General features: G+C 53.6%; 25 protein-coding genes. 9 read left to right on the forward strand and 16 right to left on the reverse strand.

Annotated features, from left to right (window positions below; translation table 11 throughout):
• Positions 1–2 precede the first annotated feature (2 nt).
• Together cobB and C2U54_RS13720 are read left to right on the forward strand one after the other, a co-directional pair.
• On the forward strand, positions 3–824 hold the full coding sequence (cobB, locus tag C2U54_RS13715; protein ID WP_103179120.1) for a Sir2 family NAD+-dependent deacetylase: 822 nt from the start codon (positions 3–5) through the stop codon (positions 822–824).
• 65 nt (positions 825–889) lie between these two features.
• On the forward strand, positions 890–1,195 hold the full coding sequence (locus C2U54_RS13720) for a hypothetical protein (protein WP_103179121.1): 306 nt from the start codon (positions 890–892) through the stop codon (positions 1,193–1,195).
• 88 nt (positions 1,196–1,283) lie between these two features.
• Here C2U54_RS13720 and C2U54_RS13725 read toward each other — a convergent pair whose 3' ends face one another.
• The 5 genes from C2U54_RS13725 to potA all read right to left on the reverse strand — a co-directional run bounded on the left by C2U54_RS13725 (position 1,284) and on the right by potA (position 6,160).
• Entirely contained in the window at positions 1,284–2,162 is an 879-nt protein-coding gene (locus tag C2U54_RS13725) for a DUF6708 domain-containing protein (protein ID WP_103179122.1), read from the reverse strand.
• Positions 2,163–2,351: 189 nt separating this feature from the next.
• Positions 2,352–3,398 carry a spermidine/putrescine ABC transporter substrate-binding protein PotD gene (potD, locus tag C2U54_RS13730; RefSeq protein WP_103179123.1) on the reverse strand — a complete coding sequence of 349 codons (1,047 nt, stop codon included), beginning with the start codon at positions 3,396–3,398 and terminating at the stop codon, positions 2,352–2,354.
• On the reverse strand, positions 3,398–4,186 hold the full coding sequence (potC, locus tag C2U54_RS13735; protein ID WP_103179124.1) for a spermidine/putrescine ABC transporter permease PotC: 789 nt from the start codon (positions 4,184–4,186) through the stop codon (positions 3,398–3,400). Before potC ends, potD begins: the two co-directional genes overlap by 1 nt.
• Positions 4,183–5,040, reverse strand: a complete 858-nt coding sequence (gene potB / locus C2U54_RS13740) for a spermidine/putrescine ABC transporter permease PotB (protein ID WP_103179125.1) — start codon at positions 5,038–5,040, stop codon at positions 4,183–4,185. The genes potC and potB overlap by 4 nt, the downstream gene beginning before the upstream one ends.
• Positions 5,024–6,160, reverse strand: a complete 1,137-nt coding sequence (potA, locus tag C2U54_RS13745) for a spermidine/putrescine ABC transporter ATP-binding protein PotA (RefSeq protein ID WP_103179126.1) — start codon at positions 6,158–6,160, stop codon at positions 5,024–5,026. Before potA ends, potB begins: the two co-directional genes overlap by 17 nt.
• A 248-nt stretch (positions 6,161–6,408) precedes the next feature.
• Between potA and pepT the strand changes: the two genes are divergently transcribed.
• Together pepT and C2U54_RS13760 are read left to right on the forward strand one after the other, a co-directional pair.
• Entirely contained in the window at positions 6,409–7,632 is a 1,224-nt protein-coding gene (pepT, locus tag C2U54_RS13755) for a peptidase T (RefSeq protein ID WP_103179128.1), read from the forward strand.
• 88 nt (positions 7,633–7,720) lie between these two features.
• Positions 7,721–8,212: an REP-associated tyrosine transposase gene (locus C2U54_RS13760; RefSeq protein ID WP_103179129.1), complete on the forward strand. Its 492-nt coding sequence runs from the start codon at positions 7,721–7,723 to the stop codon at positions 8,210–8,212.
• 139 nt (positions 8,213–8,351) lie between these two features.
• Here C2U54_RS13760 and C2U54_RS13770 read toward each other — a convergent pair whose 3' ends face one another.
• From C2U54_RS13770 to C2U54_RS13815, 11 genes are all read right to left on the reverse strand, one after another.
• Positions 8,352–9,473, reverse strand: a complete 1,122-nt coding sequence (locus tag C2U54_RS13770; RefSeq protein ID WP_103179130.1) for a ribosomal protein uL16 3-hydroxylase — start codon at positions 9,471–9,473, stop codon at positions 8,352–8,354.
• An 89-nt stretch (positions 9,474–9,562) separates the two neighbouring features.
• Entirely contained in the window at positions 9,563–11,026 is a 1,464-nt protein-coding gene (gene phoQ / locus C2U54_RS13775; RefSeq protein ID WP_103179131.1) for a two-component system sensor histidine kinase PhoQ, read from the reverse strand.
• On the reverse strand, positions 11,027–11,698 hold the full coding sequence (phoP, locus tag C2U54_RS13780; protein ID WP_039028964.1) for a two-component system response regulator PhoP: 672 nt from the start codon (positions 11,696–11,698) through the stop codon (positions 11,027–11,029).
• A 74-nt stretch (positions 11,699–11,772) separates the two neighbouring features.
• Positions 11,773–13,059, reverse strand: a complete 1,287-nt coding sequence (locus C2U54_RS13785) for an Arm DNA-binding domain-containing protein (RefSeq protein ID WP_103179132.1) — start codon at positions 13,057–13,059, stop codon at positions 11,773–11,775.
• Positions 13,059–13,274, reverse strand: a complete 216-nt coding sequence (xisR, locus tag C2U54_RS13790; protein ID WP_103179133.1) for an excisionase family protein — start codon at positions 13,272–13,274, stop codon at positions 13,059–13,061. The genes C2U54_RS13785 and xisR overlap by 1 nt, the downstream gene beginning before the upstream one ends.
• A 66-nt stretch (positions 13,275–13,340) precedes the next feature.
• Positions 13,341–16,262, reverse strand: coding sequence for an exonuclease (locus C2U54_RS13795; protein WP_103179134.1), 2,922 nt, complete (start codon positions 16,260–16,262; stop codon positions 13,341–13,343).
• Positions 16,263–16,399: 137 nt separating this feature from the next.
• Complete coding sequence (locus C2U54_RS13800; protein ID WP_199184432.1) at positions 16,400–16,741, reverse strand: Rrf2 family transcriptional regulator; 342 nt, start codon at positions 16,739–16,741, stop codon at positions 16,400–16,402.
• 3 nt (positions 16,742–16,744) lie between these two features.
• Positions 16,745–17,080 carry a hypothetical protein gene (locus tag C2U54_RS13805; protein WP_103179135.1) on the reverse strand — a complete coding sequence of 112 codons (336 nt, stop codon included), beginning with the start codon at positions 17,078–17,080 and terminating at the stop codon, positions 16,745–16,747.
• A 165-nt stretch (positions 17,081–17,245) separates the two neighbouring features.
• On the reverse strand, positions 17,246–17,428 hold the full coding sequence (locus tag C2U54_RS13810) for a DUF1482 family protein (RefSeq protein ID WP_103179136.1): 183 nt from the start codon (positions 17,426–17,428) through the stop codon (positions 17,246–17,248).
• A complete protein-coding gene (locus C2U54_RS27230) occupies positions 17,425–17,619 on the reverse strand; it encodes a hypothetical protein (protein ID WP_139156333.1) in 195 nt (64 codons plus the stop codon). Before C2U54_RS27230 ends, C2U54_RS13810 begins: the two co-directional genes overlap by 4 nt.
• Positions 17,620–17,820: 201 nt before the next feature.
• Positions 17,821–18,210, reverse strand: coding sequence for a helix-turn-helix domain-containing protein (locus tag C2U54_RS13815; RefSeq protein ID WP_103179137.1), 390 nt, complete (start codon positions 18,208–18,210; stop codon positions 17,821–17,823).
• Positions 18,211–18,318: 108 nt separating this feature from the next.
• On the opposite strand from C2U54_RS13815, the gene C2U54_RS13820 reads away from it, so the two are divergent.
• Genes C2U54_RS13820 through C2U54_RS13840 form a run of 5 tightly spaced genes read left to right on the forward strand, consistent with a single transcriptional unit; the run spans position 18,319 to position 20,992 of the window.
• Positions 18,319–18,543 (forward strand): helix-turn-helix domain-containing protein, encoded by a 225-nt coding sequence (locus tag C2U54_RS13820; RefSeq protein ID WP_103179138.1) that lies wholly within the window; start codon positions 18,319–18,321, stop codon positions 18,541–18,543.
• Positions 18,544–18,545: 2 nt separating this feature from the next.
• Positions 18,546–19,100 carry a toxin YdaT family protein gene (locus C2U54_RS13825; protein WP_103179139.1) on the forward strand — a complete coding sequence of 185 codons (555 nt, stop codon included), beginning with the start codon at positions 18,546–18,548 and terminating at the stop codon, positions 19,098–19,100.
• 49 nt (positions 19,101–19,149) lie between these two features.
• Positions 19,150–20,103 carry a DnaT-like ssDNA-binding domain-containing protein gene (locus C2U54_RS27465; RefSeq protein WP_233210501.1) on the forward strand — a complete coding sequence of 318 codons (954 nt, stop codon included), beginning with the start codon at positions 19,150–19,152 and terminating at the stop codon, positions 20,101–20,103.
• The gene (locus C2U54_RS13835) at positions 20,015–20,560 is read left to right on the forward strand and encodes a replication protein P (RefSeq protein WP_233210500.1); all 546 of its coding nucleotides are present in this window, start codon (positions 20,015–20,017) and stop codon (positions 20,558–20,560) included. The genes C2U54_RS27465 and C2U54_RS13835 overlap by 89 nt, the downstream gene beginning before the upstream one ends.
• Before the next feature lie 15 nt (positions 20,561–20,575).
• The gene (locus tag C2U54_RS13840) at positions 20,576–20,992 is read left to right on the forward strand and encodes a PerC family transcriptional regulator (RefSeq protein ID WP_103179141.1); all 417 of its coding nucleotides are present in this window, start codon (positions 20,576–20,578) and stop codon (positions 20,990–20,992) included.
• The last annotated feature ends 160 nt before the right edge of the window (positions 20,993–21,152 follow it).

Below are 21,152 nucleotides of genomic sequence, written 5' to 3' on the forward strand. Positions count from 1 at the left end.
TTATGCTGTCGCGACGGTCACTTCGACTCAGCCGTTTTCGCAAAAACAAACGCCGCTTGCGTGAGCGCTTACGCCAGCGAATTTTCTTCCAGGATGTGGCAATGCCGGAATTGATGGAAAAACCAAGAGTACTGGTCCTGACCGGGGCGGGGATCTCCGCCGAGTCGGGCATTCGAACGTTTCGCGCGACCGACGGGCTGTGGGAAGAGCATCGGGTTGAAGATGTGGCGACGCCGGAAGGTTTTGCCCGTAACCCGCAGCTGGTGCAGGAATTCTACAATGCCCGCCGCCGTCAGTTGCAGTCGCCGGAGATCGCCCCTAATGCGGCGCATCTGGCGCTGGCTAAACTCGAAGAGGCGCTGGGGGATCGCTTCCTGCTGGTAACGCAGAATATTGATAACCTGCATGAGCGCGCGGGCAACCGCAACGTACTTCATATGCACGGTGAATTGCTGAAGGTGCGTTGCTCCAGCAGCGGCCAGGTCTTTAGCTGGACCGGCGATGTCACCTCCGATGACAAATGCCACTGCTGTCAGTTCCCGTCGCCGCTGCGCCCGCACGTGGTGTGGTTTGGCGAAATGCCGCTGGGAATGGACGAGATCTACAACGCCCTGGCGATGGCGGATCTGTTTATCGCCATTGGCACCTCGGGGCATGTCTATCCGGCGGCGGGATTTGTTCACGAAGCGAAGCTGCAGGGGGCGCATACGGTGGAGCTGAACCTTGAGCCGAGCCAGGTGGGCAGCGAGTTTGAAGAGAAAACCTACGGACTGGCGAGCGAAGTGGTGCCGCAGTTTGTGGATAAGCTTCTTAAGGGATTGTAAGTGGTTCACTGCGCGAAGAGCAGACGCTTTTCGCGCAAATTTCCAGGGAACGACAGGAACAGGTTATGGATAACCCGCTAATTGTATCGGCCATTATTTTTATTGTGGCGGTAGGGATAGGTCTGTGGAGCCAGTGTTGCCTGCCTCGCCTTTCTGACAGCAGAAATATCCTGTTCATTCTCTTTTTATACCTCGGCATTGTCTCCGCTGGCTCGTGTATATTTAACCTGGTATATCTTCTGTTTACCGGACAACTTGCGCATGGCGATGTGCAGCTGTTCGGCACGATTGTTACGCTGGTCGTGCTGTGGAAACCGCTAATGTATGTGATTGGCAAAATTGATGACGCGTTGCAAAAAATATCGGAGTAAATAGTTGAGCGGGGCGAATCAACGCCAGATTACCCGCAAAGCCCTGACGACAACGCAGGACCTTACGCAGTTAAAATAAATAATTAATCTATTGTTTATCTGTTGTTGATTCGCCCTGTGCCTCATCAGACCACGGCGTCTCCGGCAGCCTGCGCATAATTTTCCTCATTGCCAGAGCGTCCAGTAAAATGGTTGGCACCATAATAAAAGAAATGAGCCAGAAAAAAGGATTCCTGACGGGAAAAATGGTTGTCCATTTATCCTGTTCATTGACTCGCGACAACATCCGGCTGCTCAATCTCGTCACGCAATATTTAAAGGAGTAGTTATTTTCTATCGATATTAAATGAACGGGTGTCATCAGGCCATTCATATAGTTTCTGCACCACGCCCAGGATTCCGCATAACTCAAAAGAGTATCTGCGATATCGGTAGAGAAGCGAGAGACTTGATAAAATAAAGGCGCGTTATCATCGCCGATGATTATCCAGTTTTTTTTCCCGTCAGTCGAGGGTGCTTGCCACTTATACCATGTCCGGGAACCCGCGGTTCCGGAACCGTTACTAAAATGGGCTTCAATGTTCTTCCAGTCATAAATCAGCGTTTCGACAGGCCATTTCGCAAAGATATTACGCGTGGGACGATACGTTTGAACATACACCCGTTGGCGCTTGCGATTCAGCCTGACGATTAACGTTTTGGGGTGGGTAATGACGACACGCAGTGCGTGGATGCTGCTATAGAACATCAGGATGAGTATAATCTCAACCAGAATAAATATGGGAGAATACCCAATAATTGGGCCAATAAATAAAATAGATAACAGAAATGGGAATATGGTCAGAAGCGGCATCGTTACGCCAAGCCATTCGCTTCTGGGGACGTTTCTTATGATATTGCAATAAATATCATTGACGGCGACTACACCGAATAGGGGCGGCGCTTTTCTCTGCGTTTTTTTTGACATAATGAGTCCTTTTATGATGTTGCCTGTAATCCTTTAAATCAGGAAAATCAATGCCTATGTCTTGTTAATGGTAGTAAAAATAATGTCGATGCAGAAAAAAGAGAATAAAGAACGTTATTGTTCAGCTTCATATGTACTTATCCTTGTACCATTGAGTTATGCCGGGTCGAAACCCGGCATAGTATTGCATTAACGACCTGCCTTCAACTTCTGGTAATACTCTTCATACAGGCGGCTGGCGTCGCCCACATCGTTCTGCCACTCGCCTTTACTGATGGTCTGCGCATCCGGGTAGAGCGACTTGTCATTTGCAACGGTCGGGCTCAGCAGCTTGCGGGCGGCGAGGTTTGGCGTCGGGTAGCCGATGGTCTCTGCTACCTGTTTTGCCACATCCGGGCGCAGCAGGAAGTTAATCAGCTTCAGGGCACCGTCCACGTTTTTAGCATTGGCCGGAATAGCCAGGCTGTCCATCCAGAAGATCCCGCCCTCTGCAGGCCACACCACTTCCAGCGGCGTACCGGCCTGACGCGCGACGTATGCCGACCCGTTCCACACCATCCCCACGTTGACTTCCCCTTCCATATACGGGTTCGCCGGATTATCGGAGTTGAAGGCGGCCACGTTAGGCATCAGTTTTTGCAGCTCATGGTAAGCCGCTTCAATCTCTTTCGGATCGGTGGTGTTGCCAGAGTAGCCCAGCTTACGCAGCGCAATCTGGAACACTTCGCGGGCGTCGTCGGTCAGCAGCAATTCGCCTTTATAGTCTGGTTTCCACAGGTCGGCCCAGCTCGTCACCGATTTAGGATCCATCGCTTCGCTGTTGATCCCGATCGCCGTTGCGCCCCAGATGTACGGAATAGAGTAATCGTTATTCGGGTCAAACGGCTTGTTGAGCATCTCCGGATCGAGGTTTGAAAAATTGGTTAGCTTCGATTTGTCGATCTTCTGGATCATGCCCTCTTTGCGCATCTTGTCGACGAAATAGGTCGACGGGACCACCAGGTCGTAGGCGCCATCTTTATAGGTTTTGAGCTTGGCATACATGGTTTCATTCGACTCGTAGGTCGAGTAGATAACCTTGATGCCGGTCTCTTTAGTGAACTGCTCCAGCAGGCCTGGCGGCACATACTCGGTCCAGTTATAGAAATAGAGCGTTTTACTGTCGTCCGCGTGCGCAGCGCTAATACCCATTGCGAGAGCGCCTGCCGCGAGCAGGTGGCGTGACCATTTTTTCATTAATACGTCCCCTGAGATTTTGTTTTATCACGAGCAATAAGCTGACTGGCGATCACCAGAACCAGCGATAACATCAACAGTATGGTCGCCAGCGCGTTCACCTCCGGTGAGACGCCAACTTTCACCATCGAATAGATCTTCAACGGCAGAATTTCATAGCTCGGCCCGGTGACGAATGACGAAACCACCACGTCATCCATCGACAGGGTAAAGCTGAGCAGCCATCCCGCGGCCACGGCGGGCATCGCCAGCGGCAGGATAATTTTGCGCAGGATGGTCATCTCGCTGGCACCCAGATCTTTTGCCGCCTCCAGCATCCGCACGTCAAAGCCTTTCAGACGGGAGTAGACCGTCACCACCACAAACGGCAGGCAGAAGGTGATGTGTGAGAAGAGCAGGGACCAGAAGCCCAGCTGTACCCCCAGCAGCATAAAGAGCACCAGCAGCGAGATAGCCATTACGATGTCCGGAGACATCATCACCACAAACAGCATGCCGCTGACGAAGGGTTTACCGCGAAAGCGGTAGCGATAGAGCGCCACCGCCGTCAGGGAGCCAATCAGGGTGGCGAGGGTGGCCGAGAAGATCGCCATCGTCAGGGAGTGCTGCGCCGCCTGCAGCAGGCTGTCGTTATTCACCAGCAGGCTGTACCACTGGGTGGTAAAACCCTGCCAGTTAATGCCAAAGCGCGAGCTGTTAAAGGAGTTCACGATCAGGATAATGATCGGAATGTAGAGGTACGCATAAATCGCGGTCATAAAACCGCCGCGGAGTAGTCGACCGATCATTCAAGTTCCCCTTTACTGTTAAGCAGCCGCGACGCGCGCCAGTAGACCAGCAGCATCAGGCCCATCACCAGGGTCAGGGTGATACTGGTGGCCGAACCGAACGGCCAGTCGCGAATATTGAGGAACTGGCTCTTGATGACGTTACCGATCAGCAGGTTTTTAGCCCCGCCCATCAGGTCGGAGACGTAAAACAGCCCCATCGCCGGCAGCATCACCAGCAGGCAGCCGGCAATGATCCCTGGCATGGTCAGGGGGATAATAATGCGGATAAAGGTCTGGAGTTTGCTGGCGCCAAGATCCCTTGCCGCCTCCAGCAGGGGTTTATCCAGCTTCTCAATGCTGGAGTAGAGCGGCATCACCATAAACGGCAGCAGGATGTAGACCAGCCCCACAATCACCGCGCCGGGAGTGAACATGATGCGGATCGGGGTGTCAATGACGCCCAGCCACAGCAGAAACTCGTTCAGGTAGCCTTTGGTGCTGAGAAAGATCTTCAGGCCGTAGATGCGGATCAGCGAGTTGGTCCAGAAGGGCACAATCAGCAGGAACAGCAGCAGCGGTCGCACTTTCGTCGGCAGCTTCGCCAGGAACCAGGCAAAGGGATACCCCAGCACCAGGCAGGCGACGGTGGCTATCAGCGCCATATTGAGCGAATGGAGCAGGACCTGGAAATAGAGCGGGTCCAGCAGGCGCGCGTAATTTTCCAGCGTAAAGACCAGCGAGACAAAATGGGCGTCGTCACGGGTCAGGAAGCTGGTCGCGATGATCATCAGGTTGGGTAAAAAGACAAATAACACAAGCCAACCGACGATAGTGGCGATCACCACATTCTGGAATTTACTTGTGTTCTTCATCAGCCAGCACAACCTCCCAGCTTTCTACCCAGTTAATGACCATTTTTTGATTGAGCGAGTGGTCGAAATCGGGATCGTCTTCGTTAAAGAATTCGCTGACCATCACCATCTTGCCGTTTTCCAGCTCAACGACCGACTCAAGCGTCATGCCTTTGTAGTTTCGCTCGCGGATATAGCCGATTAGCCCTTCGACTTCGGTTTCGTCGTGGATCTCTTCAACGCGCAGATCTTCCGGACGCAGCAGGACGTTCAGCTGCTGTCCCGGCTCAACGGCAAAATTGACGAAGATGTTGCAGGCGCGGCCCTCGACGTTAGCCAGCACCCGCTGGTCGTCGAGTCGTTCAATAACGGTAGCATTGAAGATGTTGATTTCACCAATAAAGCTGGCGACAAACAGGTTTTTCGGCTCTTCGTAGATCTCGCGCGGCGTACCGTCCTGCTCGATTTTGCCCTCGCGCATCACCACGATGCGATCGGACATGGTCAATGCCTCTTCCTGGTCGTGGGTGACAAAAACAAAGGTGATCCCGAGCTTACGCTGCAGCGCCTTTAATTCGTTCTGCATCTGCTTGCGCAGCTTGTAGTCGAGTGCGGAAAGAGACTCATCCAGCAGCAGCAGGCGCGGTTTATTAACCACGGCACGGGCGATGGCGACACGCTGTTGCTGTCCACCCGAAAGCTGGTGCGGTTTACGCTGGGCGAACGCTTCAAGCTGAACCATGCGCAGGGCCTCGGTGACGCGTGGCGTGATTTCGCTGGCGGGCGTTTTTTGCATCCGCAGGCCAAAGGCGACGTTTTCGAAAACCGTCATGTGCGGGAAAAGTGCGTAACTTTGAAAGACGGTATTGACGTGGCGCTGTTCAGCAGGAACCAGGGTAATGTCCTGATTGTCCAGATGGATGTGACCGCGATCGACGTTATCCAGCCCGGCGATAAGGCGAAGCACTGTCGTTTTACCACAGCCTGAAGGGCCAAGTAGTGTAAGAAATTCGCCGTTGTTGATCGTTAAATCCAGGTCGGAAATGACGGTTTTTCCGTCAAAGCTTTTACGAATTCCGGCCAGTTGCACCAACGGTGACAGTGAAGCTGGTTGTGTATTCAATTTTTGATTCAGTCCCATATCGACGCTGCAAATGCTTATCGCAGCGGGGTTTGTGGTTAACCACCTTGGTGAAACGTAATGAGGGCGGACATTCTACGGGAAAGCGCTGCAATCGCCAATCCTTGTTACCCATTGATAAGCTACATTTATTAGCAAACGATGAGAGAACCGGAAATATTCTCGTTTACGGGATAAAAGTGACCTGACGCAATATTTGGGTTTTGCTGCTTACTGATAATGTTGTCACGAAAAGTGAGGGTGACTGCATGGATAAATTACTTGAGCGTTTTTTACAGTACGTATCGCTGGATACCCAATCTAAGCCGGGTGTCCGCCAGGTGCCAAGCACCGAAGGGCAGTGGAAGCTGTTGCAGCTGTTAAAAAGCCAACTGGAGGAGTTGGGGCTCGTTAACGTGACCTTAAGTGAAAAAGGGACGGTGATGGGCACGCTACCTGCGAATGTGAGCGGTGATATTCCTGCCATTGGTTTTATTTCCCATGTCGATACCTCACCGGATTTTAGCGGCAAAAACGTCAATCCGCAGATTGTTGAGAATTATCGGGGCGGTGATATCGCCCTTGGCGTCGGTGACGAAGTGCTGTCGCCGGTGATGTTCCCGGTATTACACCAGCTGCTCGGCCAGACCCTGATCACCACCGACGGCAAAACGCTGCTGGGGGCTGATGACAAAGCGGGTGTTGCCGAGATCATGACCGCGCTGGCGGTGCTGAAGAACAAAAACGTGCCGCACGGCGATATCCGCGTGGCCTTTACCCCCGATGAAGAGGTGGGCAAAGGGGCGAAGCATTTTGATGTTGAGGCGTTCGATGCCCGCTGGGCCTACACCGTCGATGGCGGCGGCGTGGGGGAGCTGGAGTTCGAGAACTTCAATGCGGCGTCGGTGAATATCCGCATCGTTGGCAACAATGTCCACCCAGGCACCGCGAAAGGGGTGATGGTGAACGCGCTGTCGCTGGCGGCCCGCATTCATGCTGAAGTTCCGGCGGATGAAAGCCCGGAAAAAACCGAAGGCTATGAGGGCTTCTACCATCTGACCAGCATCAAAGGGACGGTGGACCGCGCGGATATGCACTACATCATCCGTGATTTCAACCGCGAAGGGTTTGAAGCGCGCAAACGCAAGATGATGGATATCGCAAAGAAGGTGGGCAAAGGACTTCACCCGGACTGCTACATTGAGCTGGTCATCGAAGACAGCTATTACAATATGCATGAAAAGGTGATCGAGCATCCCTACATCCTTGAGGTGGCACAGCAGGCGATGCGCGACTGCGACGTCGAGCCGCAGCTCAAGCCGATCCGCGGCGGCACCGATGGCGCGCAGCTCTCCTTTATGGGGCTGCCGTGCCCGAATCTGTTCACCGGGGGCTATAACTACCACGGCAAGCATGAGTTCGTGACCCTGGAAGGAATGGAAAAAGCGGTGCAGGTGATTGTGCGGATTGCGGAGCTCACCGCAAAACAATAGTCGCCGTTTGACGCCTTACCCGGTCTACGCGTAGGCCGGGCAAACAACGTGCCGCCCGGCATTTCCACACATGAGGAGGGAACCTCATATGTCAAACTACCGTCGACATTATGTGCCAGGCGGAACCTGGTTTTTCACCGTTAACCTGCAAAACCGGCGCAGCGATCTGCTGACGCGACATATCGATACGCTTCGTGCGGCAACGCAAGGTGTTAAACGCCGCAAACCCTTTCTGATTAATGCCTGGGTGATCCTGCCGGAACATATGCACTGTATCTGGACGTTACCCGAAAATGACGCGGACTACTCCGGCCGCTGGCGAGACATCAAAAAGACCTTCACCCGCGTGCTGGGGATGCCAGGCATCTGGCAGCCACGCTTCTGGGAACATACCATCCGGGACGACAACGACCTGCGGCGACATACGGATTACATCCATATCAACCCGCTGAAACATGGCTATGTGACGCGCGTGAAAGCGTGGCCCTATTCCACCTTTCATCGTGATGTACGGGAAGGGATATACCCGGAAGATTGGGCTGGGGAGATAGAGGATTTTGACACCGGAGAGCGGCGATAAAAAGCCGGGTGGCGGCTACGCCTTACCCGGCCTACGGTTGCGATTTTGTAGACCCGGTAAGCGAAGCGCCACCGGGCATTGTCACAGACAACGTTGTAGGCCGGGCAAACGCAGTGCCGCCCGGCAACCCACTAACGTCTCAGTCCTCGAAGAACCAGTACCCGCTGTTCACCAGGGCGGCCATCATCGCGAGGAACGACGGATCGTCCAGCGCATCGCCGAAATGATCGGCAGTCAGCACCATATGGCTGGCAAGGGCCTCCAGCGCCGGACGGTGCGGGGAATCCAGCTGCTCGCCATTGACATACACCGCTTCGCCAATACGTAACACCCGCAATCCACCCAGACGCGCCAGCTTGTCGCCCTGCTGAAGGGCATCGTAGATTTCATCCGGCTGATACGGCGGCTCCGGCAAGGAGACGTCCAGCTCGTGTCGGGACTGGCTGATAAACTCCCCGAACCACTGGTTGAAATGTTCCGGCTGGTTGATCATCTCCAGCATCATTCCGCGCAGCTGATCCAGCTCCTGCGGCAGAATATCGGCCGGATGTTCGCGGGAAGGGACCGCCGGATCGCTGAAACGGTGGCTGCCCAGTTCGCGCTGCAGGACGTAATCGGCAAACCCGCTGATCATCTCGCGACCGCTTGGGGCGCGGAAACCAACCGAATAGTTCATTGAGTTCTCAAGGGAGTAACCCTCATGCGGGAAACCCGGTGGAATATAGAGAATATCGCCCGGCTCCAGCTCTTCGTCGATGATGCCAACAAACGGATCGACCTGCAGCAGGTCGGGGTGCGGGCAGTGCTGTTTCATCGGCACCTTTTCACCCACGCGCCAGCGGCGGCGGCCGGTACCCTGGATAATAAACACATCGTACTGATCCAGATGCGGGCCAACGCCGCCCCCGGGCACGGAGAAGGAGATCATCAGATCGTCCATCCGCCAGTCGGGCAGGGCGCGAAATGGCAGCATCAGGGCTGCGGCGGGCTGGTGCCAGTGGTTAACCGCCTGCACCAGTAACGACCAGTTGCTCTCACCCAGGTGGTCGTAGCTTTCAAACGGGCCGTGGCTCACCTGCCATTTACCGTCCTGATGGCTGACGAGACGACTGTCGACTTCGCTCTCCATGGCCAGGCCAGCCAGCTCATCGGGAGAGATCGGATCGACGAAATTGGTGATGCCGCGTTTCAGGACAACCGGACGTTTTTGCCAGTAACGTTCGATAAAGTCGGGCCAGTTAAGGGCTAATTGATAATCCATATTTATATTCCGCAGGCTTTTAATGACTCGGATTATAACGGAAGCTCGGCAGCCTGCGTGTGAGAATCACGCTTTTTTCACCCTGGCGTTTAACTATCGTCGCTTGTCAGATGCTGGCGACCAAAAATTACCTCCATTCGGGCACCGCCCAGCAGGCTGTCGCTGGTTTCGATTCTGCCGCCATACTGCTCCACAATGTCCCGGGCGACCGAAAGACCGACCCCCTGACCCGGGCGCAATGTGTCGGCGCGCTGGCCGCGATCGAAGACCTGGTCACGTTTGCCCTGAGGGATCCCGGGGCCATCATCCTCAACGATAATATGCAGCTGGTCCTCTCCCTGACGGGCAGAGACTTCAACGAACTCCAGGCAATATTTACAGGCGTTATCCAGCAAGTTGCCCATCACTTCCATAAAGTCATTTTTTTCGCCGACGAAACTGATTTCCGGGGAGATATCGAGAGTAATGTTCACCCCCTTGCGCTGGTAAACTTTGTTCAGCGCCGAGGTCAGACTGTCGAGCAGCGGGGCGACGGGGTGCAATTCCCTGCTCAGCAGGGTGCTGCCGGTGCGCATGCTGGCGCGGTGCAGGTAGTAACCAATCTGCTGCGAGATACGGCTGATCTGCTCCAGCATCACGGGTTCTGCTTCCTCGGCGCTCAGCTTCGCGCTGCGCAGGGATCGCATCGTGCTCTGCATGACCGCCAGCGGGGTTTTCAGGCTGTGGGTCAGATCGGTGAGGGTGGTGCGGTACTTATCGTAACGTTCGCGCTCGCTTTTCAGCAGACGGTTAAGATTGCGCACCAGACTGGTGAGTTCCCGGGTGGTGTTCGGGTCGAGTTTTTCACGGTGATGTTCTTCCAGCTCGCGCACCTCTTTCGCCAGCGACTCGATAGGGCGCAGGCTCCACCAGGCGGCCAGCCAGAGCAGGGGGATCACCAGCAGCAGGTTGGCGGCGAGCACGTAGACGAACCAGTTCCACACCATATAGGAGCGTTTAAGCTCAACCGGAATGGTGTCGATGACCACAATGGTCAACTGGGGCATCTGGAGGGTCGCGGGGTAGATATTTACCGCCACCGAGTGGGTCAGCTCGCTGTCGTCGTCATCCTCGCGGATCTCGGCCAGCTCCCGCTGCATGTTCCGATCGTTACCGACCAGCACGCTGGTGGCATCAACATTGGCTTCCAGCTCATGAAAGCCGTTGGCTCTTAACCACTCCGGGCGGATGCTTTTAATCAGCCACGGCACGTCGCGCTGGGCCCACAGCAGCTTGCCTTTTTCATCATAAATCAGCGACATGGTTGGGCTCTGGCGATCCAGATGCTCCGGCATATCGATGCTGATTTTATTGTCTTCCCATCTGGCGAGGGTATAGAAGAGATTGCTTTCGCCGCGCAGCAGGCGGAAGGTGGTTTTGTCGAAACTGACGCTGTAGCCCACCAGCGCGACCATGCCGTAGGCCAGGGAGAGCACCAGCACCACTACTGCTGTCGCCAGCAGGAATCGAAACCGCAGCGACAGCGGCAGAAAGTGACGAAACAGTTTTTTCATTTAACGTAATTCGAAAAGATAGCCCTGCCCGCGCACGGTGGTGATGACATCCTCCGGGTACTGCGCCTGAATTTTTTTACGCAGACGGCCCATCAGAACATCGATGGTATGGCTTTCGCGCAGCTCTGCATCAGGGTAGAGCTGGAGCATCAGGGAATCTTTGCTCACCACCTTGCCGCTGTTACGGATCAGCGTCTCCATAATGGTGTACTCAAAGGCCGTCAGCTTAATCACCTCGTCATTTATCGCCAGTTCGCGACGGGAGAGATCGACCTGAAACGGCGGAATGGAGATCACCTGCGAGGCCAGACCGCTGTTGCGGCGCATCAACGCCTGCATGCGGGCGGCAACCTCTTCAATATGGAAGGGTTTGGTGACGTAGTCATCGGCACCGGCGCTGAGCACTTCAACCTTATCCTGCCAGCCTTCGCGGGCGGTTAACACCAGCACCGGCAAAGAGACATCGTGGCTGCGCCAGCGGCGGATCAGCGACAGACCATCTTCATCAGGCAGACCCAGGTCAACGATGGCGATATCGGGCAGATGTTCATTGAGATAGTAATCGGCTTCTTTGGCATCTTCAGCATCATCCACCTGATGCCCCATTTCCTGAAGCTGAACTTTCAGGTGATGACGTAGCAACGCATTATCCTCAACAACCAGTACGCGCATCATCGCTTCTCCCTAATATGAATGGTCAGAGTAGTTTAACGCTGATTATGTAACTTGAAACCAGCGTCCTGAAATTAAATAACTTTTTTCATACTCCCATGCCCTTTGGGGCGTCCTGGGGGCATTGCTGTCGGCATCTGATTGTTTAGCATGTTGACCTGATCCTGGTTCATATCCCCAATCCACTTCGAGTAAACCTCATACACCATACGTGCATCTTCATGGCCCATCTGGCTGGCTATGAACGACGGGTTAGCTCCGGCCATCAACGTCCAGCAGGCATATGTATGCCGTGACTGATACGGATTTCTCTCGCGGATACTGGCAAGTTTAGTTCCTCGCTTCCAACCGTAGGCGATCGAGTTCTTTGAAATGTAGCCACCCTTCGATGACGAACTCGCTGACGGTGTAAAAACGAAGCGAAGATTTTGCTGCTCAGTTTTTCCAATCTCACGATGATGAAAGCGTATTTCCTGCCTGGGATTGGAACCACTAATTTCGAATTGCTCCTTCAGTGCATCAAGAGCTGGTCTCAGCAGTGTTATCGTTCTTATCCCGGCGTCTGTTTTGGGTGGTACAAATACCCGCTTATTCGTCAGGCTTCTGGAAACGTGGATTTCACCTTTTACCAAATCAATGTCTTCCCATGCCAGGGCGCACATTTCCCCCGGTCTCATCCCCGTATGCACTGCCACAATGATGATCAATGCCAGCTGTCGGGGGAGGGCTGCTATCATAGCCTGGTACTCATGAAGCAATAGTGGGTCGGGATCAGACTTAGATAATTTGAGCCTCGACACGCCTTCATAAGGTGCATGCAATATAAACTGGCTTCGGTTCGCGAGCTTAAGCATTTCTGATAAAACTGCCATCTGTTTATTAACCGTTGAGGGCGCACGGCCTTGCTTTGCCACATTTGGCGTTGCCGGGTTGATTATTGTTCCGGTCAACAGCTCCTTTCGATAATGTAGAATGTCGGCATGCTGAATATCAGCCAGGCGGGTATCTTCTCCCACTATTCGTTTAAGCGTATTAACAACCGATATAATTGAAATCAACGTTGCGCCAGATACCTCCAGTGCTTTGGTATCTGTAAAAAAATCACTCAATTCCCTAAAAGTGGTGACCTTTTTGGTCGTTATGAATTTCTTCAGCGCTTTGGATTCCGGGAAACGCTCCGCATAATTAAACGTTCCGAGTTGTATTTCGCTGGTTATAAGCGCGCGAAGGTTTCCTGCTTTTTTTATGTTCCCGTTCGTGACAGACCAGCCGCGCAACACTTCGCGGCAACGAATGCCGCGATAAGTGAAAGTGATCCTTATTTTTCCGCTATGAAGTTCAACACCTGTGGGAAAGTCCATCACGCTTCCTGTACTAATTGGTTAATCTTTGGAAGGTTGTACCAGAGCAGACCTTTAGAGTTATCAGTTTCCCCGAGAGCAGTAAGGCGCTTGAAGTGCACACCTTCGATCCATAAGTTCAACCGATAGCTTTTAATTTGCCTTTCGGACAAGCCGGTCTTTTCACTGAGTCGCGCTTCAACCATCCACTCTTCGCCGAAAATGATTTGCGACATACATAACTCCGATGCCGCCAGCTACAACATTAGCCGCTGCAGCTGGCTGTTAGTGAAAACGGATAATCAGTTTTGAGTCAGACGTTGCCAGATAGCCGAAACGTATTTGACCTGGTGACGGGCGTCCGCCAGAGCGTTGTGCTGATCACCCTCAAAAGGGATTTCATAGCGAGAGTTCAGCCCAACAGCTTTGCCCAGTTCGACGACGGTACGCACGTCCCTGTAGTTCCAGTGAGGGATCGGGAAGGGCGTGTCGGCCAGCTCGAATGCTGCCTCCAGAAGAGAACAATCAAACGAACTACCATTCCCCCAGAGCTGAACAGTCCTCGATCCGTTAGCCGCGTTTTCAGCAATGAAGTCGAGGAACTGCTCCAGCGCTTCTACCAAACCGACCGTGTCATCCACCACGATTGCAGATCGTGCTTCCGGCGATTGCTTCAGCCACCAGAGGATGGTGCTGGCGTCCGGCCTTGCTCCGAAGGACATCGATGATTCGAGGTTAATCACCTGGTAAAATTCAGCGCCGGTTTTCCCGCTGGACGGGGCAAAGAATACGGCCCCAATTGAAACGATCGGTGCGCCCGGCTTTTTGCCCATGGTTTCGAGATCCACCATCAGGTGCGTGAACATGGTTTTCGTGTTTGAGGTATCATGGCCCAGCTCTTCCAGCTCCTCTTTCAGACCCGATTCCATCGCTGCATAGGTTGCGTCCCCAGCCACGGCGCCACAGTCCGGGCAGCCACCACAGCCGGTGCAAACAGTCTCAGCTACGGCATCTGTTTGCGGATCAACTGCATCAGCGCTTTCGCCTGGTGGAACCGGGTTACCAGCTTCTCCTTCCGCCGGGTTAGTCTCTTCCATCTGCACATCGCTGGTGGTCTCCTCTGTAACCGGTGAACGGTCATCCTTTTCTGGTTGGTTTTCGTTCATCAGACCTTCGATGGAGAACATGCCGCCGCCGAGGTTCTCGACCTGCGGCTGGCTGGCTAACGCTGCTTTTTCCGCTTCAATCTTCTCGTTAATTTCTTTTTCCCAGCTAACCTCTGGGGTGTGGCGAGCCGCCGCCAGCACTTCTACGGTAGGATTCTCGTGGTCTGTTTCGGTCAGGTTTGCATGGATGTATCCAACAAGACGCCCCGGCTGCTTGTAGTACTCAGGGTGAGCACTACGGATCAGCGCAAAAATTGCAGCGCGGGAATAATCCAGAATACCGGGCGTTGCGCGCAAAGCTTCAGACCATTCTTTAAACGGACTGTCATTCGCTGCGACGATAGCCTTTGCCTGGCGGAAAACATCACTTGGAATGTCGTAAATATTGAAATCCGCTGACAGCGTTGCCAGCGCAATCTCAGTATCGAGCCCGTCAAAGTCGGGTTTGTAGTTAGGGTTGCGATCGGTTTTTCCACCGCTGCCCGACTGGGCCGCTGGCACCTCAAGTTCAACAGTTGGCACAGGCAGCGGCATCAACTCAGTTGCCGCGTTGAACTCAGCCGTCATCGTCTGGTTCACGAACTCAAGGTGAGCAGCAGGAGTCAAATGGATGTTCTCCGGCGCGATGCGCACCAGGTTGAAGATGGCTGTGCGGTTCACTGCCAGAATGCCAGGCTGATTGCGCAGAATTTTGCTCCACGATTTCCATGGCTCTTCTTTTTTCTCGATGATTTCTTTGGCGCGGCGCGCGATGCCGCCGGGGATTTCCCGATAGTTGAAATCCATCGGCAGCAGAGCGCAGGCAATCTCGGAATCGAGAGTGTCCAGTGTGTGATACGCGCCTTCTCCACGGTCTGTTACGTACCCGCCGTCGGCATTAGTGCCAGCGTCGGTGCGCTGCACGTGATTGATGCGGTTGCCGGCGGCCCATTCACGCGTCAGGATGCCGCGGTCGATATACGGGGTGGCTACCCAGGCCTTAGTGAACTGCAGAAGCAGGCCAAGCTCATGGCGTTTGTCCATGCTGAACACTTTCCGAATGGCGTTCGTGTAACGCCACAGGTCTTTGGTATCGAAAGCCTTAACTTCTGCAAAGTTTTCAGCGGCGAGCAGCAGGTCCTGGACATAACCATTGTCGGTATCCATTTCCAGCGCATGCAGCTCTGCATTCTCGCTGCGGGTGATGTGGTGGCGCAGTTCGTCCACCGTCAGTTGGGCCAGCAGCTGTTTGCGGAATGGCATTTTGCAAACAGGGTAGTGGGCTCCTCCGGTATCGTGTTCGCTGATCTGCAGGCCATGTTCATACAGGGGTTTAGGGGCCTTATCCCTGGCTGGAAGCTTGCCGCTCTTCCAGTCCTCAACCAGCTGATTGCGATCATCGGCGTTAATCCAGCCCGACATGAAGGCGGCCAGCAGCGCGGGTTCGTGTTCTTTGTCCTGCGGGAAAACGTCTTTGATGGCCTGCACCAGTTTCCACTCAGCATGCAGGCTGAGATCGCCAATATCAGCAACGTCATTTTTGGCCTGCAGCAGGTTCCGGAAGTAAGCATGGCCCAGATCGATCGCCAGTTCGTTGGCAACAATCTGCTGCTCCTGGCTGATCTCCGAAAGGTACTTGTCACCCAACAGATGGACGGCGAAGCGGACAGCCGGGGTGCGATTTTCAAGCAGGGAGGTGTTGTCGGCGACTGCTGTGTCAGTAGAAGTTACAGGCGCGGCAGGCAGATCTGCATCGCTGGTGACCACCGGGGAGGGGGTGGTTTCACCCTGAGTTGCGGCGCCGGGGATCACCTTCCAGGTGCGCTGGTCGTCGGCCAGGGTGTAGCGCTTGCAAAACTCAAAGCAAACAACGCCTTCTTCGGGCAGATCATCCACAACCGGCATGTCTGTACGGATCGGCTTGAGGTAGTCTTTCCCGCGGCCAGTTTCAATGCCTGCATCTTCGAGTGCAACATCCAGTGCAAGATTGGCGCGGGCTTCTGTTTTAAATGTCCCCCAGTAGACGGCGTCGGGTTTACCTGATTTCTGGGTCGCCTTAATATGATAAAAAAATTCCATCTTGGAGCCTCGTTTGGGTGTAAGATACCCAACAGCTAATGAGCGCTGCTTAGGTAGTGGTCATTGGTCAAAACTCGATTCCGGAAAGCTTTGGTCGGCTGACCGGGTACTTAACCCGCCTTGCGCGGGTTTTGTGCTTATTGGGCGCCGGGCTTATTCGCCAGCTGAGAGATAAGCACTCCATCAAGTGCATCAAGCACCGGGTCGAACGTGGTGTTCGACGGGATCTTGCTTACTGCACGGATGACTGCTGAAACTGAGATATCACCTTCACGAAGGCTATATCCGCCGCCTGGTCCTCTTTGTGAGGTGACCAGCTTGCCGCTGCGCAGCCGCTTAAAAATTTGCTCCAGGTAGGAAACCGAGAGCTTCATTTCTTTGCTCAGTGTGGCGAGGGGTACTGGCGTGCCGCAGTAAATTCTGTCCAGAACCGCAACAGCCTGGACAGACGCCATCACTCGTTTCATTCCAAATTCCATGGTCTATCCCTTCACCGGATCCCGGCCGTAGCCAGGGTTATCTTCAATGGCATCCTGCAGAACCTGAATCGCTTCGCCGTATGGAAGGGTCAGTGCCAGCTTAATCGCCGTTCCGAACGTCTCCGCTACCAGTTCAAACTTCTTCGCCAGGCGGTTCGCTTCCTCGGTCTGTTCCTCAACAGCCTCCATTTCAAACTGGTGCTCCTGCCAGACTTCATCCATAACGTCTTCTTCAACTTCACCGCGCAGCGCTTCTTTAACTTCAAGAACAGGCAGGATGCCAATTAACTCCTCTGCCGGTGCGCTGCTGAATCGCAATGCCAGTTCGTTCGCTGACATAAATCCTCCGGAAAAAAGGCCCGCCACGGGCGACGGGCAAAGAGAACTTTTCCAGTTTAACCAGAACAGGTCATCGACTCCTGTCTGGTTGAGATGGCGGGATTACCATCACGATGCCATGTGCACCTGGCATCAGGCTGGCAACAGCCATTGGTCGAAACTCGATTAAAAATGTAACGCTGGCTGTTGGTCGTCAGCCGATTTGTACGGGTAACACTGTCCTTTCGCGTGCTGCTCTGCGGCAGCTGCTTCACAAACCGCCTCGGTGTTATAAACGCCGAGCATGATGTCTGAACATTCCCCGGTGAGGGCGCAGACGGTAACGATTAAGGCGAAAAGCGAGGTCATGCGTTGAGCTCTGGATTACCTTTCTGCGCCATGAAGTAGCAGAACTTACGGATCAGGACTTCAACGATGTTGAGGCGAATAGCCTGCTGTTTAACGGGATTACGTGCGTAGTCGATCATGGTTATCTCCTTGTTGCCCTTTGCGTCTGGCCGACGGAACGGTAAAGCCTGCTGCGCGATAGTTTTTGTCATCTCATCCGGTGTTTCATATGCCGCCGGCAGCTACTACGTGGGCGTCCTGCCTGGATGACTGAATTTGTGAAATCATTATAGACACGTTACGTGTCTACATGTCAACACAAAAAGTGACAGCAATGGGCGTGCGAAAAGGAGACTTAGCAAAGACGCTAAGAGAGCTATAAAAAAACCGGCTCGAAGCCGGTTCAGAGAGGATTATTCTTCTGCAGGTTTGTATCTGCCTTGGAGGTACTTAGCGACGTAATCGTCAATTTCCCTGAGGCGCACTTCGAAGAGGTCAATCATTTTATCTTGTTCGGTAGAAGGAAGCTGATCAAACAGCAAAAGCAGGCGCCGTTGTTTTTCTGGCAATTCCTGACCTTTGTTCTGCTCATCTCCGAAAAGAATAAAACTAGGCGTGGTATCAAGGTATCTGGCAAGTGTAATGGCGTCATCCACACCAATATTCCTGAGCCCTCCCTCGTAGTTCCCTACTCTTGAGGCAGTAGACCAGCCGCACAGCTTAGACAGCTGCGCCTGGCTTAACTTCTTTCGTTCCCGAAGAGACTTGAGTCTCTCACCAATAATTTCAGCCATCGATTTCATTCCGAAATATTACCACGCTCTGTGGCTAGCGAGGTGACACATTCTGAGGTTGACCTTAGACACAAAACGTGTCTAATATGGCGCATAAAATCTGTGTAGGAGTTAACCGTGAACAACATTGCCTTTGAGCGTCAGAAATTAGGATTGTCGCAATCGCAGCTAGCCGAAGCTCTTGGCTGGGGGCGCTCGCGATTATCTAACTACGAAGCCGATCTTAGAGAGCCCGGGCTGTCTGAATGCAGAACCATCGTTGAAACACTTAACGCTTTAGGAGCGGAGTGCACTCTGGACAGTGTGTTTCCAAGCGATCCCGTCACCAAACAGGAAGGATAATCATGCAATCAGTAGCGTTTGAACATCTTAACCGACTGAAACCCGCTTCGCTGAAAACGGAAAATCAGTATGAACCTCGCCGCAGAGACAACCTACGGCGCCAGGCGATCCTGACAGCCGTTCGTGAGTGGGAGCTTACTCTGCCCGGCCAGGCGCAGGACATTGTTACGCAGCTGGTGGCCGAGCAGTGGGCAAAAGAGGGTGGGCGTGGGATCACTGTGAACAAACAGAACCTTTATCGCTACCTGAAAAACGAAACCAATTCCAGCAAGTACACGGCTTATGTCATGCAACTCGCGGACGCGATCAGCATGGCAATGCCGATTGAGATCGCCAGAAAACATGGCCTCCGTCAGGGTAAAACAGATTTCGAGCTGGTGGCCGACGCAATAAAAGAGTGCGGCGAGCATCACCAGGCGAAGTTACTGGGCCTGCCAACCAAGAAGCAGGCGAAAGAGGGCTTTGAAAACCTTCTTGCCAACGCAGCCCTGCTGCCAGGAGAACTGGCTGGCGTGGTGATTGCTCACCTGCAGGCTCTGGCTCCGCTATTTACGTAATCGAGTTTTGACCAATGACCAATAAATCATCCACGGCAGGAGAGCGGTAATGGCTGGAGACTGGATCAAGATGCGTGCTGATTTGCACACACACCCCAAAGTCGTCCGCATTGCGTCCGCTTTGGATGCGGACAGATTGCGCGTTGTCGGCGCACTTCATGCGACATGGTGTCTGTTTGATGCCCACTCAGTAGATGGAGAGCTAGAAGGTTACTCCCCAAAAACTCTGAACGACATGATCGGATTTGAAGGTTTCGCTCAGGCTCTTATCACTGTCGGCTGGCTTGAGTCGACTGATGTAAGTCTTTGTATGCCAAGATTTTCTGAGCATAACGGGCAGTCCGCAAAACGGCGTGCGCAGGAGGCAGACAGAAAACGAAATGTCCGCAAGTTGTCCGCATCGGATGCAGACAAAAAGCGGACCAGAGAAGAGAAGAGAAGAGAAGATCTAAACCCCTCTCTTAACGAGGGCGCGGAAGAAAAATCGGAAGAGGGTCAGCCCCCAGCGGAGTCAACTGCAGCCCGATACCTTGAGGGTCTGGATGAGCCGATCGGTAAATTCACCATGACCAGGGCGTGGCTGCCATCCAGAGATTTTCGCCAGCGCGCGGCGACGTGGGGAATAGCTTTGCCTGACCCTGATTACCTTGTCACTGAACTCGCTGAGTTCGCGTCGTACTGGGAGTCAGAGGGAAAGATTTTCACCCAGGTTCAGTGGGAGCAAAAATTCGCACGGCACATCGTGCTGGTGAGATCGAAAAAACAACCGGAAACCGGAGGTAACGAGAATGCAGGAGTTCGGAGAGAGCCTACAGCATCCAGGGCTGTTCAGCAGATTCAGTCAGCCCACGCAGAGTGGAGACGCCGCCATGGACTTGATGGCAACGGAAACGGCATGGCGCCTGTGGCAGGTCATGGGGGAAATATTCTCGAACCGGTGGACGCAGAAGAATGGGGCGGAGCCTTCAGCTCTCTGGATAGCCCAGATAGGTTCGATGACTGAAAAGCAAATCAAGCTGGTCTGCCAGCAGTGCATGGAGCGTTGTGCCGCTGGAAACACATGGCCGCCAGATCTCGCTGAGTTTGTATCGCTCGTTTCAGAGAGCGGCGCTAACCACTTCAACCTGACTTCGGAATGTGTGATGTCGGAATACCGCCGCTGGCGTAACGAGTCCTACCGGTACTCAGGCAGCGATAAATACCCATGGTCGCAACCAGTCCTGTATCACATCTGCGTTGAAATGCGCAGAACGGGCGTGGAGCGCCAGATGACAGAGGGGGAACTCAAAAAACTGGCAGAGAAGCTGTTAACAAAATGGAGCAAGCACATCAGTAACGGCCTTTCGGTACCGCCGATACGCCGCCAGCTTGCCGCACCGCAGCACCCGGCAGGGCCAACTCCGGCGCAGCTGCTGATGGAAGAGTACAAACGCCGCAAAGCGGCAGGGTTAACCAACTAAATCGAGTGATGACCAATGACCAAACCATTAACGATGAAAGACCAGGTGGCGATCTTTGTTCGCTACCAGCCGAACTGCGACATCAAGGACGTTGCAGAAGCCCTAGACATGGCAAGCACCACCGCCGGAAAGCACCTGCGTGCGCTGACGGATGAGGGCGTGCTTATCCGCAATCACAACGGAACGCAATACAGTTACACCGTGGCGCCAGGCGCAGAAATTCCTGACGAGGTGCTGCCATGCATGGAACAGAAGGGCGATCCGGCAAAAATTCTCGCTGCTGAAACGAAGGCTAAAGAGCTGGAGAGCAAAGGTCTCTGGCGCCGGGCCGCAACTGTCTACGCCGACATGATGGCGATCGCCTGCAGTTCGCTCGAGGTGGCCCGCTTCGCGCAGTGCCGGGAAAAGTGTCTGCGGCAAGCCAAAAGATAATGAAGGACTACTATTGACTTCACTATTACTTAGCTAAAATCACTAAGTGAAGTATCATGAAAAAAGCTCAGTGCGTAGTGAGACCGAATTCACGAACAGGCATTTTCATTTCGATTATTAATTTAAATAAAACGGCACTAAAAAATTTGATAAAATTTCA

It is taken from the genome of Leclercia sp. LSNIH1 (genome assembly GCF_002902985.1).
Taxonomy (GTDB): Bacteria; Pseudomonadota; Gammaproteobacteria; order Enterobacterales; family Enterobacteriaceae; genus Enterobacter.